We start from the raw sequence: 13,818 nt of genomic DNA, 5'->3' as shown, positions 1-13,818 counted from the left end.
GTGGACGAATATCCCATCATCGACTTGTCACACCTGCTGCCAGCGGCACAGGGGCTGGCTCGGCTGCCGGCGGACGAGCGCATCCAGCGCCTTCGCGCCGACCGCTGGATCGGCTACCCGCGCGCGGTCGAGGCGCTGAACCGGCTGGAAACCCTGTATGCGTGGCCAAACAAGCAACGCATGCCCAACCTGCTGCTGGTTGGCCCGACCAACAACGGCAAGTCGATGATCATCGAGAAATTCCGGCGCACGCATCCGGCCAGCTCCGACGCGGACCAGGAACACATGCCGGTGCTGGTCGTGCAGATGCCGTCCGAACCGTCGGTGATCCGCTTCTACGTCGCGCTACTTGCCGCGATGGGGGCACCATTGCGCCCGCGCCCACGGCTGCCGGAAATGGAGCAACTGGCGCTGGCACTGCTGCGCAAGGTCGGCGTGCGCATGCTGGTGATCGACGAGCTGCACAACGTCTTGGCCGGCAACAGCGTCAACCGGCGGGAATTTCTCAACCTGCTGCGCTTCCTCGGCAATGAGCTGCGCATCCCATTGGTCGGGGTCGGCACGCGCGACGCCTACCTGGCCATCCGCTCGGATGACCAATTGGAAAACCGCTTCGAGCCCATGATGCTGCCGGTGTGGGAGGCCAACGACGATTGCTGCTCACTGCTGGCCAGCTTCGCCGCTTCGCTTCCATTGCGGCGACCCTCGTCGATTGCCACGCTGGACATGGCCCGCTACCTGCTCACACGCAGCGAGGGCACCATCGGCGAACTGGCGCACTTGCTGATGGCGGCGGCCCTCGTCGCCGTGGAGAGCGGCGAGGAAGCGATCAACCACCGCACGCTCAGCATGGCCGATTACACCGGCCCAAGCGAGCGGCGTCGGCAATTCGAGCGGGAACTGATGTGAAGCCAGCGCCACGCTGGCCGCTGCATCCGGCTCCCAAGGAAGGCGAAGCCTTGTCTTCATGGCTCAACCGCGTGGCCCTTTGCTATCACATGGAGGTGTCCGACCTGCTGGAGCACGATCTTGGTCACGGCCAGGTTGATGACCTGGATACCGCGCCACCACTGTCGCTGCTGATGATGCTCTTCCAGCGGAGCGGTATCGAGCTGGATCGGCTGCGCTGCATGAGTTTCGCCGGCTGGGTGCCTTGGCTACTGGACAGCCTTGATGATCAGATTCCAGCCGCATTGGAAACCTATGCGTTCCAGCTCTCGGTACTGCTGCCGAGACTCCGCCGTAAGACGCGATCCATCACGAGCTGGCGTGCCTGGCTGCCCACCCAACCGATACACCGCGCCTGTCCGCTCTGCCTGAACGATCCGGAGAACCAAGCCGTACTGCTCGCGTGGAAGCTGCCCCTGATGCTGAGCTGCCCACTGCATGGCTGCTGGCTGGAATCCTATTGGGGCGTGCCAGGGCGGTTTCTCGGCTGGGAGAACGCCGACGCCGAACCGCGCACTGCCAGCGACGCGATTGCGGCGATGGACCAGCGTACCTGGCAGGCACTGACGACCGGCCACGTGGAGTTGCCGCGCCGACGCATCCACGCCGGATTGTGGTTTAGGCTGCTACGCACGCTGCTCGATGAGCTGAACACCCCGCTTTCGACGTGCGGCACCTACGCGGGGTATCTCCGCCAAATCTGGGAATGCTGCGGGCATCCGCTGCGTGCTGGGCAAAGTCTGTGGCGACCGTATGAAACCCTGAACCCGGCAGTACGGTTGCAGATGCTGGAGGCGGCGGCAACGGCAATCAGCTTGATTGAGGTGAGGGATATAAGCCCGCCAGGCGAGCACGCAAAGCTATTCTGGTCCGAGCCCCAAACCGGGTTCACCAGTGGCCTGCCGGCGAAAGCGCCGAAGCCCGAACCCGTCGATCACTGGCAGCGTGCAATCCAGGCCATTGATGAGGCCATCATTGAAGCACGACACAACCCCGAGACGGCACGCTCGCTGTTCGCGTTGGCTTCCTATGGTCGGCGCGACCCCGCTTCCTTGGAACAGTTGCGCGCCACCTTCGCGAAGGAAGGCATCCCCCCGGAATTTCTGTCACATTATGAGCCTAGCCTACCCTTTGCATGCCTTAGGCAGAATGACGGGTTAAGTGACAAATTTTGACGTGCAGAGCTTCCCGATGCAAACTGTCACATAATAGAACGTATATGTGACAGGTACAAGATGCTGATTGGCTACATGCGAGTATCGAAGGCGGATGGCTCCCAGGCGACGGACTTGCAGCGCGATGCGCTGGTCGCGGCCGGTGTTGATCCGGCGCATCTCTATGAAGACCAAGCGTCCGGAAAACGCGAGGATCGTCCCGGTCTGGCGAGCTGTCTGAAGGCACTACGGCCAGGCGACACGTTGGTCGTTTGGAAACTGGATCGGCTCGGGCGCGACCTGCGCCATCTGATCAATACCGTCCATGACCTGACCGGACGCGGCATCGGCCTCAAGGTGCTGACCGGGCACGGCGCGGCCATTGACACCACGACCGCCGCCGGCAAGCTGGTCTTCGGTATCTTCGCCGCGCTGGCCGAGTTCGAGCGCGAGTTGATCGCCGAGCGCACCGTGGCGGGCCTGGCCTCAGCACGGGCACGCGGCCGGAAAGGCGGCCGGCCGTTCAAGATGACCGCCGCCAAGCTGCGGCTGGCGATGGCGGCAATGGGGCAGTCAGAGACCAAGGTCGGCGACCTGTGCCAGGAACTTGGCATCACGCGGCAGACCCTGTATCGGCATATTTCACCCAAGGGCGAGCTACGTCCAGATGGCGAGAAGCTACTCAGCCGAATTTGATGCCGACATGAGGCGACGTAGCGAAAGCGTGGTTTGTCTCAATTTGACGGCGGCGAACCGCAAGCGTTCGGTTCGCCGCTCGTTTCGGTCGCAGTGCTGGCCCGCGCCTGGAAACGTTGATAACACTCCAGCCCGCAGAAGTGCTCGACGTACTCCGCGCCTTCCGGTGTGAAGGCGGCATCGAGCGGAATTTCCTTGCAGCACACGCAGCAACTGGTGGCGGTCGGATCATTTGCATTCATGGTGGCACCCCTCCATTGACTGACGAAGACGGCGAATGCCGCCGCCGGCATCGGCTTTGCGAACAGAAAGCCTTGCCCGCGCTCGAACGCTTGGGCCCTCCGCCGTAGTCCATCCATCCGGCCGGGAAGCGCTCATGATCTTTCCCTGAATGCCCGCAACGCCCGCGCCAGTGACAGAAGAAACAGGCCGGTCAAACCGAGCGCCGTGATGACCCAATACTCGACAAGGAATGCACCGGCGGTTGTGCCGGCCAGCACGGCAGCGAGGATGGACAGGTGGCAGGGGCAAGTCAGCACGGCCAGCGTGCCCCACAGGTAGCCGGTGAACGGTTTGTGCGTCTCGGCCGGCATGCGCTCGGGGCTGTTCATGGCAAACTCTCCGCATGCTGTGCCGGCGCGGTCGGCATGGCGGCCAACTGCACTTCCAGATTGGCCAACGCTTCGCGCCGGCGTTCGACGAACTGACGCAGCACAGCAAGCTGCGCGGCAGTTTCATCGCAGTTCGCCGCATCCAGCGCCCGGCACAGCCGCGCCAATGCGCCGAGGCCGATGCCCGCCTCGAAGGCGGCCCGCACGAAGCACAGTCGCTGCAAGGCGGCGTCATCGAACAGGCCGTAGCCACCCGTGGTGCAGGCGACTGGCCGCAGCAATCCGCGCAGCAGGTAGTCGCGCACGATATGCACGCTCACCCCGGCATCAAGGGCCAGCCGGGACACCGTGTAGGCGTTCATCGAACACCTCCTTTTGGTCGGTTCACGGCAATGCATATACCGTTTCGCCGAGTTCAATCCGCGCGCTGCGAATCCGATGCCGGTGCCGTAGAACATTGGGTCGATATCCGATCACGGTGTCCTAGATGACATGGTCTGCAACAGATGTCGATTAAACTCCTGGCCCAAGCCGAAAGCCTCGTGGACACTGACGATCGCCAATCCTTCCAATCCTTGATGCTTGGAGGCCCAGTCTTCCGCCGTCGGGACAGATGCAAAGAAATGTACATGGCAACAGAAGGACTGACGAACGTCGGCTGCTTCCTGCGGCAATACCAAGGACACCGCCATGCCGGCAGGTTCGACAGCCTGTATCTCGCTGGGTGAAACCGTGAGTGAAACGGGTGCTCCGGTTGCAGCGCAATGCGATGAGACGCGAGCTGTACGGCCGATCAGCGCCGGAAATATCAAGGTGTCCAGCGCGCACCAGGCATACAGACGGCGGTCGTCAATTTCAAAGACATACGAAGTCTCGCGCAAGGTGAGGCCGTAGCCGATGATGTTCCCATCTTTGTCATATTCGGTACTGGTGGCCTGTTCGAGTACGGCGGCCACTCGCTCAGCGGGCCAGTCGAGAATCCCGGCAAGTGTCGTTCGTGAAACCGGACGCCCCTTGGCGAGTTCCCGCAGTAGCGGGACCAAGAGATCCGCAGTACCATTGGTACGATTGACCGAAGTGAGACGTTCTAAAATATATGGGGCGAGCTTCATGGTTCCATCTCCTTTCATCCTGCGCAGCAGGACAATTGTTTGACATCCTTGGTGAAGGTCTGCGCCGCGAGCTTCAGCCCCTCGACCATCGTCAGGTAGGGGAACAACTGGTCAGCCAGTTCCTGTACGGTCATGCGGTTACGGATCGCGAGCACCGCCGTCTGGATCAGCTCGCCCGCTTCCGGGGCCACTGCCTGTACCCCAATGAGTCGTCCGCTACCTTCCTCGATTACCAGCTTGATAAAGCCGCGTGTGTCGAAGTTGGCGAGCGCACGCGGCACGTTATCCAGTGTTAGCAGGCGGCTGTCGGTCTCGATCCCGTCGTGGTGCGCTTCCGCCTCGCTGTAGCCCACAGTGGCGACCTGCGGATCGGTGAACACCACCGCCGGCATCGCGGTCAGATTGAGCGTAGCGTCTCCGCCGGTCATGTTGATGGCCGCACGGGTGCCGGCGGCCGCTGCCACATAGACGAATTGCGGCTGGTCAGTGCAGTCTCCTGCGGCATAAATGTGTGGCGTACTGGTGCGCATGCCCTTGTCAATGACGATGGCTCCCTGCGCATTGACGGCGACACCCGCCGCTTCCAGCGCCAAGCTGCGCGTGTTCGGCGTGCGGCCGGTAGCGACCAGCAACTTGTCGGCGCGCACTTCGCCGTGCCCTGTGGTCAGCACGAATTCGCCGTCCGCATAGGCGACCTGGCTGGCTTGCGTGTGTTCCAGAACCTTGATTCCTTCGGCACGAAAGGCGGCTGTGACGGCCTCACCGATGGCCGGGTCTTCGCGGAAGAACAGTGTGCTGCGCGCCAGGATCGTGACCTGGCTGCCCAGCCGGGCGAAGGCTTGCGCCAGTTCCAGCGCCACCACCGACGATCCGATCACGGCTAGGCGTTCGGGAATGGTGTCACTCACTAGGGCCTCGGTAGATGTCCAGTACGGCGTGCCTTTCAAACCAGTGATGGGCGGAATGGCCGGACTGGCACCAGTGGCGACCAGGCAGCGATCGAACACCACGACGCGCTCGCCGCCATCGTTCAAACGGACGGTAAGGCTTTGGTCATCCTTGAAACGCGCTTCACCATGCAGAACGGTGATGGCCGGGTTGCCATCCAGGATGCCTTCATACTTGGCGTGGCGCAGCTCATCGACGCGCGCCTGCTGCTGGGCCAGTAGTTTGCTGCGGTTAATCGCCGGCACAGTAGCCGCGATGCCATCGTCGAACGGACTTTCACGGCGCAGATGCGCAATGTGGGCGGCACGGATCATGATCTTGGACGGTACGCAGCCGATGTTGACGCAGGTGCCGCCGATAGTACCGCGCTCGATCAGCGTGACTTTCGCGCCTTGCTCGACGGCCTTCAGCGCCGCCGCCATTGCAGCGCCGCCGCTACCGATCACGGCGACCTGCAACTGGCGTTCACCGTCGCTGCCCTTGTCGGCGGTCCCCATCCAGCCGCGTACCTTGTCGAGTAGCCCGGCGCGGTTGTCCGTCGATAAGGTATCAGCGAACGTTGCCTTGTAGCCGAGTCCGGCCACGGCGGCAGTCAGTGCGTCCGATGCGGTGCCGGGGTCAAGGTCGAGTTGGGCCGCGCCCTTGGCGTAGGACACGACGGCCGACTGTACGCCGGGCACTTTCTCCAAGGCTTCCTTGACGTGCGTAGCGCACGAATCGCAGGTCATGCCGGTGATCTTAAGGGTGGTCATGTTTGTTCCTTCTCTGTTGTCGGCGACGGTCGTTTCCGTCAGCCATGTTGTGGTGGCAGTTCGCAGCCGTCCGGGCCGCAGCGGCGATGTGCCGGCGAGACGAAATCCCAGATCGACACCCCGACCATCAAGGCCAGACCGACGTACATCAGGTTCGCCGTCCACCAGTTGCCGAGAAGCCAAACCGTGGCCGCGAATACGATGGCCGGCCTGATCATGCCGAGCAGGCTGCGGTGCCATTGACGATGACTCAGCCAGCCCAGCGCGTTTGCTAACAGGGCGATGGCGGCAAACAGCGGCAATAGCCTGGAGATAAACAGGCCCTCGTATTCACTCAGGAAGCCCAGCCCTATGGCCGCGCCGAAACTGGCGATGGCTGGGAAACAAGCCGCGCAGCCCATCGCGGAAACGACGCTGCCGAGCGCTCCGGTTTTATCGGCGATGCGTGTAATCAAGCCCATGATGTCGCTCACTGCTTAACACTGGAACTTCTTGTCCATTCCATAGCCTGAGCATCGCCGTCCGCGATCTGCTCACGTGTCAATCTGGCCGCAAGCTCGGCGCGCAGCTTGACCGCGGTCTCGTCGCCGCGGGCGGCGGCGATGCCGAACCACTTGTACGCCTGGACCAGATCGGACGCGGCCGGAGCGACGCCCTTCGCGTACAGCTGTGCCAGCTTAACTTGCGCCTGTGTGTGGTTCTGCTCAGCGGAGCGGCGGTACCAATTCACGGCCTCGCTGTCGTCAGCGGGCACAGGCCGTGCGTGGCGACGATAGAAGGTGTCGTTGGCATGCCCTTCGTAGATGCGCGCGAGGTTGAACTGGGCGTCCGCCTCGCCCTGCTCTGCCGCTGAGCGGAACCACTTCCACGAGACTGCCTGATCCTGCGCGACGCCGATGCCGTACTTGTACGCCATGCCGGTGACGTTCTGCGCAATGGGTTCACCCGCTGTGGCCTTGCGCTCCCATTCGCTTTGCGTGGTAGGCGAGAGCGACTCGATGGCCGCCTCCATCCTTTTGAAGTCATAGGCCAACGCACCGACGCTCATGAGCATCAGAAGGCCGCTTACGACGGACGAACGTCCGTATCTAAACAAGTTACTCATCATCGCTTTCCGGGTAGATTTACTGCTTGACGCTGGACGGAAAGCCCGCGTCTCCGGTTGCCTTGATCAGCTTCTGCACGCTGGTCTTGGCATCATCGAACGTGACAACCGCTTCGCGTGTCTCGAAGGTCACGTCAATTTTGCTGACGCCTTCGACCTTGGAAATCGCCTTCTTGACGATGATCGGGCAGGTGGAGCAGGTCATGCCCGGTACGGACAGCGTGACGGTCTGGGTGGCGGCCCACACGGGGGCAACAACGGCAGCGAGGGCGAGGGCGGCAAACAGTTTTTTCATGATGAACTCCTGTGATTAATAGAAAAATGGCATGACGTAGGGAAATCCGAGCGAGACCAGGACCAGCGCGGCCACGATCCAGAAAATGAGCTTGTAAGTAGCTCGCACTTGGGGAATCGCGCAGACCTCACCCGGTTTGCAGGCTTGCGCCGGGCGGTAGATGCGCCGCCAGGCGAAAAACAGCGCGACCAGCGCTGCGCCGATGAAGATCGGGCGATAGGGTTCCAGCACCGTCAGGTTGCCGATCCATGCCCCGCTGAACCCCAAGGCGATCAAAACCAGCGGCCCCAGGCAGCAGGCCGACGCAAGAATGGCGGCCAGCCCACCGGCGAAGAGCGCGCCGCGCCCGTTTTGTGGTTCAGACATACGCTTGTCCTTTCAAATTTGGTTTGGATAGCTTAAGCTTACTTCCGTAGTTATGTACGGAGTCAAGCGATATGCAAATTAATTTTGAGAATCTGACCATTGGCGTTTTTGCCAAGGCGGCCGGGGTCAATGTGGAGACCATCCGGTTCTATCAGCGCAAGGGCTTGTTGCCCGAGCCGGACAAGCCCTATGGCAGCATTCGCCGCTATGGCGCGGCGGACGTGACACGGGTGCGATTCGTGAAATCGGCCCAGCGGTTGGGCTTCAGCCTGGATGAAATCGCCGAGTTGCTGCGGCTCGACGATGGCACCCACTGCGAGGAGGCCAGCAGCCTGGCCGAGCACAAGCTCCAAGACGTGCGCGAGAAGATGGCCGATTTGGCGCGCATGGAGGCTGTGCTGTCTGACCTGGTGTGCGCCTGCCATTCGCGGCAGGGGAATGTTTCGTGTCCGCTGATTGCGTCGTTGCAAGGTGGAACGAGCTTGGCAGGGGCTTCCACAGCTTAGCGTGCTTTATTTTCCGTTTTCTGAGACGACCACAGATCAGAAAAGACTGTGCAGCCGACTCTTGATATTCCGTGCAGTCACCTTCTGAAAATGACACCGCTTAGTCAGAATAGAGTCATCTTTCGCATTTTTTGACACATGCCTGCGAAGGGCATAGATTTCAGCCTGACAGAAACGGGGTTTGAGGCACAACGGAACAGAAGGAGCACTTAAGCCGCCTTCAACCAAGGAGACATCGTGCAGGGGCACCGCATCGGCTACGTCCGGGTCAGCAGCTTCGACCAGAACCCGGAACGCCAGCTGGAACAGACACAGGTGAGCAAGGTGTTCACCGACAAGGCATCGGGCAAGGACACCCAGCGCCCCCAGCTCGAAGCGCTGCTGAGCTTCGTCCGCGAAGGCGATACAGTGGTGGTGCACAGCATGGACCGGCTGGCCCGCAACCTCGATGACCTGCGTCGCTTGGTACAGAAGCTGACTCAACGCGGCGTGCGCATCGAGTTCCTGAAGGAGGGCCTGGTGTTCACTGGCGAGGACTCGCCGATGGCCAACCTGATGCTGTCGGTGATGGGGGCCTTCGCTGAGTTCGAGCGCGCCCTGATCCGCGAGCGGCAGCGTGAGGGCATCACCTTGGCCAAGCAGCGTGGCGCGTACCGGGGCCGCAAGAAAGCCCTGTCCGATGAGCAGGCTGCTACCCTGCGGCAGCGAGCGACGGCCGGCGAGCCCAAGGCGCAGCTTGCCCGCGAGTTCAACATCAGCCGGGAAACCCTCTACCAGTACCTCCGCACGGACGACTGACACATGCCGCGTCGCTTGATCCTCTCGGCCACGGAGCGGGGCACCCTGCTCGCGTTGCCAGAAAGCCAGGATGACCTGATCCGCTACTACACCTTCAACGACTCCGACCTGTCGCTGATCCGTCAGCGGCGCGGCGACGCCAACCGCCTCGGCTTCGCCGTGCAACTCTGCCTGCTGCGCTACCCCGGCTATGCGTTGGGCACTGACAGCGAGCTGCCCGAACCGGTCATCCTGTGGGTGGCCAAGCAAGTCCAGACCGATCCGGCGAGTTGGACGAAGTACGGCGAGCGCGATGTGACCCGTCGCGAGCACGCCCAGGAACTGCGCACCTACCTTCAACTGGCCCCGTTCGGCCTGTCCGACTTCCGCGCCCTGGTGCGCGAGCTGACCGAACTGGCCCAGCAGACCGACAAGGGCTTGCTGCTGGCCGGCCAGGCGCTGGAGAGCCTGCGGCAGAAGCGACGCATCCTGCCGGCGTTGAGCGTGATCGACCGGGCTTGCTCGGAGGCCATTGCACGGGCCAATCGGCGGGTCTACCGCGCCCTGGTTGAACCGCTCACGGACTCGCATCGGGCCAAGCTGGACGAGCTGTTGAAGCTCAAGGCCGGCAGCAGCATCACCTGGTTGACCTGGCTGCGCCAGGCACCGCTGAAACCCAACTCTCGGCATATGCTTGAGCACATCGAGCGGCTGAAGACATTTCAGCTGGTGGACTTGCCCGAAGTCCTGGGCCGGCACATCCACCAGAACCGCCTGCTCAAGCTGGCCCGCGAGGGTGGGCAGATGACGCCCAAAGACCTCGGCAAGTTCGAGCCGCAGCGGCGCTATGCGACCCTGGCCGCCGTGGTGCTGGAGAGCACTGCAACCGTGATTGATGAGCTGGTGGATCTGCACGACCGCATCCTAGTCAAGCTGTTCAGCGGCGCGAAGCACAAGCATCAGCAGCAGTTCCAGAAGCAGGGCAAGGCGATCAACGACAAGGTGCGCCTGTACTCCAAGATCGGCCAGGCGCTGCTGGAGGCCAAGGAAGCCGGCAGCGACCCCTATGCCGCCATCGAGGCGGTGATCCCCTGGGACGAGTTCACCGAGAGCGTCAGCGAAGCCGAGCTGCTGGCCCGGCCGGAGGGCTTCGACCACCTGCACCTGGTCGGCGAGAACTTCGCCACCCTGCGCCGCTACACGCCGGCTCTGCTGGAGGTATTGGAGCTGCGCGCCGCCCCGGCCGCGCAGGGCGTGCTGGCAGCCGTGCAGACGCTGCGCGAGATGAACGCCGACAACCTGCGCAAGGTGCCGGCCGATGCTCCCACCGCCTTCATCAAGCCGCGCTGGAAGCCACTGGTGATCACCCCGGAAGGCCTCGACCGGCGCTTCTACGAAATCTGCGCCCTGTCCGAGCTGAAGAACGCCCTGCGCTCCGGCGACATCTGGGTCAAGGGCTCGCGGCAGTTCCGCGACTTCGACGACTACCTGCTGCCGGCCGAGAAGTTCGCCGCGCTCAAGCGGGAACAGGCCCTGCCGCTGGCGATCAACCCGAACAGCGACCAGTATCTGGAAGAGCGCTTGCAGCTGCTGGACGAGCAGTTGGCCACTGTCGCCCGCCTGGCCAAGGACAACGAGCTGCCCGATGCCATCCTCACCGAGTCCGGGTTGAAGATCACCCCGCTGGATGCGGCGGTGCCGGATCGGGCGCAGGCGCTGATCGACCAGACCAGTCAGTTACTGCCGCGCATCAAGATCACCGAACTGCTGATGGACGTGGACGACTGGACGGGCTTCAGCCGCCACTTCACCCACCTGAAGGACGGGGCCGAGGCCAAAGACCGGACGTTGCTGCTGTCCGCGATCCTCGGTGATGCGATCAACCTCGGGCTGACCAAGATGGCCGAGTCGAGCCCCGGTCTGACCTACGCCAAGCTGTCCTGGCTGCAAGCCTGGCACATCCGCGACGAGACCTATTCGGCGGCCCTGGCCGAGCTGGTCAACCACCAGTACCAGCATGCCTTCGCCGCCCACTGGGGCGACGGCACCACCTCATCCTCCGATGGCCAGCGTTTCCGGGCTGGCGGCCGGGGCGAGAGCACCAGACACGTCAACCCGAAGTACGGCAGTGAGCCGGGACGGCTGTTCTACACCCATATCTCCGACCAGTACGCGCCGTTCAGCACCCGCGTGGTGAATGTCGGCGTGCGCGATTCCACCTATGTGCTCGACGGCCTGCTGTACCACGAGTCCGACCTGCGGATCGAGGAGCACTACACCGACACGGCCGGCTTCACCGATCACGTCTTCGCCCTGATGCACCTGCTGGGCTTCCGTTTCGCGCCGCGCATCCGCGACCTCGGCGAAACCAAGCTGTACGTGCCGCAGGGCGTGCAGACCTACCCGACGCTGCGGCCGCTGATCGGCGGCACCCTGAACATCAAGCACGTCCGCGCCCATTGGGACGACATCCTGCGCCTGGCCAGCTCGATCAAACAGGGCACCGTCACTGCCTCGCTGATGCTGCGCAAGCTCGGCAGCTATCCGCGCCAGAACGGCCTGGCCGTGGCCCTGCGCGAGCTGGGCCGGATCGAACGCACGCTGTTCATCCTAGACTGGCTGCAAAGTGTTGAGCTGCGCCGCCGCGTGCATGCCGGCCTGAACAAAGGTGAGGCGCGCAACTCGCTGGCCAGGGCGGTGTTCTTCAACCGCCTTGGGGAAATCAGGGATCGGAGCTTCGAGCAGCAGCGCTACCGGGCCAGCGGCCTCAACCTGGTGACGGCGGCTATCGTGCTGTGGAACACGGTGTACCTGGAGCGCGCCACCCAGGGGTTGGTCGAGGCCGGCAAGCCGGTGGACGGCGAGCTGCTGCAATTCCTGTCGCCGCTGGGCTGGGAGCACATCAACCTCACCGGCGATTACGTCTGGCGGCAGAGCCGCAGACTGGAAGACGGGAAGTTTCGGCCCCTACGGATGCCCGGAAAACCTTAGCGTACGATTTTTTCCGAATTCTGCGAGCCCCCCAGGAAGAATTGCGTAGACCCGCGCGCAGCAAGCACTACGTTGTGCTGAGGGATCAGCAGCAGCTTTGCCCCCGCGGAATACGCCCCTGTGAGAGCATCCTCTGCCAGGGTATCCGCTGCGACGACGAGGTGGTCACGAGTGAGGAGAACGTTGAGGATGCTCATTGCGGGATCGTCTAGACGTTTGCAGACTATCGCCTTCCCCTCCCCTCCTGTCCAGACTGCTATGGCCTCCGCGATCACACAAATTCTTGGTCGCCCCAATGCTTGCGAGAACGCACTTGAGATACGCCGCGGCTACCTCAAGGCGATGGAAGATGCGCTGCGGGTTTCGCTTCTGATCCACCAAGATCCAAGGCTTCTGTTCGACACGTGGGCCAGACTGCTCCCCTTGATCGCTCAAAGCCACGAGAGTGACGGCAGCCAGCCATTTGCGACCGGGATCGTCCGCTCGCGCGATCATGGATCCCGGCGGTTGGCTGGCTGAGCGTATGGTTGCAATATAGGAAGCAATCGCGCGCGGACCAGAACGCTGTTCATCGCAGACATTCTTAGGGTGCCATTGCAGAGATTTCAGCTTTTGAGGAATAAAATTTCAGTGCAAGACGGTCCATTGCAGAAAAATTTGACTTGCGACTGACGCAACGCAGAAATTGCTGATGCACGGATGATGCAATGCAGAGATTACCGGCTAACAGATGCTGCAGCCCAGCCGGCCAACTGAGGGCTTTGCCCGATGGACGAGCCGTTACTCTTGCCTGCAGATCACGATTCTAGGATGACTTGTGCCTCAATCGGCTGACCAGGATCGGGCGTCTGTGCTGGAGGGCTCCTTAGAGCTCTTGGGTGAAATTCGAGCCGCTTGGATGGAGATAGAGCATGGACGTGACCGAAGATCGACGGCGGTGGCGGCACTTTGCCAGATGTCCCTTGATCACGCCGTGGCAGTACAGTCCCTGATCGCTACTCTGCCCCAGTCAGCAATCTCGCTGGTCCGGCCCCAGTATGAGGCCCTCGTGCGTGCAACCTGGGCATGTTATGCAGCTACCGACACCGACATCGAGAAGCTTCTTGCGCCCCTGACTCTGGAGAGTCAGCAAGCGGCAAAGAGGCTCCCTGGCGTTCAGGACATGCTCGTAAAGCTTGAGTCCTCTGGGCCCCGAGGAGCATCACAGTTGTTGGGCAGAGCCAGACAATGCCTTTATGTCGGCTTGAACTCCTATCTCCATGCCGGGATTCACCCCTTGGCAAGGCAGTTAAATGGCTACCCGGGCGCGCTTCTGGCGGGGGTGGCCATGAACAGCAATGCGCTTGCCATGCTAACCCTTCTGAATCTGGCGCACCTGTGGCCAGGCGAACCAGTTCTGGCATGGATGAATGCACTGCATCATCAATTTGGGGGTGTTTTGCCAGAGTTGGAGCCATTGACCCCCCATCAGCCCTCGCCATAGAGCTGTCCCGGATCGCCTGCGCGTCTAGGGTGGGGTCTGTGGTGAGTGACTAGGCAGTTGGGCCTCGCCCCCCT

Annotated in this window: 18 protein-coding genes; 8 read left to right on the top strand and 10 right to left on the bottom strand. The window is 62.4% G+C overall.

All coding sequences use genetic code 11. The annotated features are described in order from the left end of the window. Genes AC5P7R_RS20160 through AC5P7R_RS20150 form a run of 3 tightly spaced genes read left to right on the top strand, consistent with a single transcriptional unit; the run spans position 1 to position 2,798 of the window. The gene (locus tag AC5P7R_RS20160) at positions 1–909 is read left to right on the top strand and encodes a TniB family NTP-binding protein (RefSeq protein ID WP_003830789.1); all 909 of its coding nucleotides are present in this window, start codon (positions 1–3) and stop codon (positions 907–909) included. Next, positions 906–2,123 (top strand): TniQ family protein, encoded by a 1,218-nt coding sequence (locus AC5P7R_RS20155; RefSeq protein ID WP_005413389.1) that lies wholly within the window; start codon positions 906–908, stop codon positions 2,121–2,123. The genes AC5P7R_RS20160 and AC5P7R_RS20155 overlap by 4 nt, the downstream gene beginning before the upstream one ends. A gap of 60 nt (positions 2,124–2,183) precedes the next feature. Next, positions 2,184–2,798, top strand: coding sequence for a recombinase family protein (locus AC5P7R_RS20150; RefSeq protein ID WP_010981357.1), 615 nt, complete (start codon positions 2,184–2,186; stop codon positions 2,796–2,798). Between the two features lie 38 nt (positions 2,799–2,836). On the opposite strand, the gene AC5P7R_RS20145 is transcribed toward AC5P7R_RS20150, so the two are convergent. The 9 genes from AC5P7R_RS20145 to merT all read right to left on the bottom strand — a co-directional run bounded on the left by AC5P7R_RS20145 (position 2,837) and on the right by merT (position 7,987). Beyond that, positions 2,837–3,040, bottom strand: coding sequence for a DUF3330 domain-containing protein (locus AC5P7R_RS20145; RefSeq protein WP_005413391.1), 204 nt, complete (start codon positions 3,038–3,040; stop codon positions 2,837–2,839). A gap of 132 nt (positions 3,041–3,172) precedes the next feature. Beyond that, positions 3,173–3,409, bottom strand: a complete 237-nt coding sequence (gene merE, locus AC5P7R_RS20140) for a broad-spectrum mercury transporter MerE (RefSeq protein ID WP_005413392.1) — start codon at positions 3,407–3,409, stop codon at positions 3,173–3,175. Continuing rightward, positions 3,406–3,867, bottom strand: a complete 462-nt coding sequence (gene merD, locus AC5P7R_RS20135) for a mercury resistance co-regulator MerD (protein ID WP_001326384.1) — start codon at positions 3,865–3,867, stop codon at positions 3,406–3,408. Before merD ends, merE begins: the two co-directional genes overlap by 4 nt. Positions 3,868–3,882: 15 nt before the next feature. Continuing rightward, a complete protein-coding gene (gene merB / locus AC5P7R_RS20130) occupies positions 3,883–4,521 on the bottom strand; it encodes an organomercurial lyase MerB (RefSeq protein ID WP_000761850.1) in 639 nt (212 codons plus the stop codon). 14 nt (positions 4,522–4,535) lie between these two features. Then, positions 4,536–6,221: a mercury(II) reductase gene (merA, locus tag AC5P7R_RS20125; protein WP_005413393.1), complete on the bottom strand. Its 1,686-nt coding sequence runs from the start codon at positions 6,219–6,221 to the stop codon at positions 4,536–4,538. Between the two features lie 38 nt (positions 6,222–6,259). After that, a complete protein-coding gene (gene merC / locus AC5P7R_RS20120; RefSeq protein WP_425513007.1) occupies positions 6,260–6,694 on the bottom strand; it encodes an organomercurial transporter MerC in 435 nt (144 codons plus the stop codon). Continuing rightward, positions 6,691–7,326, bottom strand: a complete 636-nt coding sequence (locus AC5P7R_RS20115) for a tetratricopeptide repeat protein (RefSeq protein WP_020833620.1) — start codon at positions 7,324–7,326, stop codon at positions 6,691–6,693. The genes merC and AC5P7R_RS20115 overlap by 4 nt, the downstream gene beginning before the upstream one ends. 19 nt (positions 7,327–7,345) lie before the next feature. Then, a complete protein-coding gene (gene merP, locus AC5P7R_RS20110) occupies positions 7,346–7,621 on the bottom strand; it encodes a mercury resistance system periplasmic binding protein MerP (RefSeq protein ID WP_005413396.1) in 276 nt (91 codons plus the stop codon). 15 nt (positions 7,622–7,636) lie between these two features. Then, complete coding sequence (gene merT / locus AC5P7R_RS20105; RefSeq protein WP_031623830.1) at positions 7,637–7,987, bottom strand: mercuric ion transporter MerT; 351 nt, start codon at positions 7,985–7,987, stop codon at positions 7,637–7,639. Between the two features lie 71 nt (positions 7,988–8,058). Between merT and merR the strand changes: the two genes are divergently transcribed. The 3 genes from merR (at position 8,059) to AC5P7R_RS20090 (ending at position 12,261) form a co-directional block, all read left to right on the top strand. After that, on the top strand, positions 8,059–8,493 hold the full coding sequence (gene merR, locus AC5P7R_RS20100) for a mercury resistance transcriptional regulator MerR (protein WP_005413398.1): 435 nt from the start codon (positions 8,059–8,061) through the stop codon (positions 8,491–8,493). Between the two features lie 237 nt (positions 8,494–8,730). Beyond that, on the top strand, positions 8,731–9,291 hold the full coding sequence (locus tag AC5P7R_RS20095) for a recombinase family protein (protein ID WP_010921730.1): 561 nt from the start codon (positions 8,731–8,733) through the stop codon (positions 9,289–9,291). 3 nt (positions 9,292–9,294) lie between these two features. Then, a complete protein-coding gene (locus tag AC5P7R_RS20090; protein ID WP_005413400.1) occupies positions 9,295–12,261 on the top strand; it encodes a Tn3-like element TnAs1 family transposase in 2,967 nt (988 codons plus the stop codon). Here AC5P7R_RS20090 and AC5P7R_RS20085 read toward each other — a convergent pair. Beyond that, a complete protein-coding gene (locus tag AC5P7R_RS20085; protein ID WP_032966765.1) occupies positions 12,258–12,458 on the bottom strand; it encodes a hypothetical protein in 201 nt (66 codons plus the stop codon). The two genes, AC5P7R_RS20090 and AC5P7R_RS20085, sit on opposite strands and share 4 nt — an antisense overlap. Before the next feature lie 61 nt (positions 12,459–12,519). Here AC5P7R_RS20085 and AC5P7R_RS20080 point away from each other — a divergent pair, with 61 nt between their 5' ends. Both AC5P7R_RS20080 and AC5P7R_RS20075 read left to right on the top strand, forming a co-directional pair. Further along, on the top strand, positions 12,520–12,780 hold the full coding sequence (locus AC5P7R_RS20080) for a hypothetical protein (RefSeq protein WP_049401600.1): 261 nt from the start codon (positions 12,520–12,522) through the stop codon (positions 12,778–12,780). Positions 12,781–13,159: 379 nt separating this feature from the next. Continuing rightward, positions 13,160–13,744: a DUF6988 family protein gene (locus AC5P7R_RS20075; RefSeq protein ID WP_401750236.1), complete on the top strand. Its 585-nt coding sequence runs from the start codon at positions 13,160–13,162 to the stop codon at positions 13,742–13,744. The last annotated feature ends 74 nt before the right edge of the window (positions 13,745–13,818 follow it).

Source organism: Stenotrophomonas sp. YJH_SMC_27 (assembly GCF_059369815.1).
Note: the sequence above shows the minus strand (reverse complement) of the source record. Positions and strands in the feature narration are given on the sequence as shown.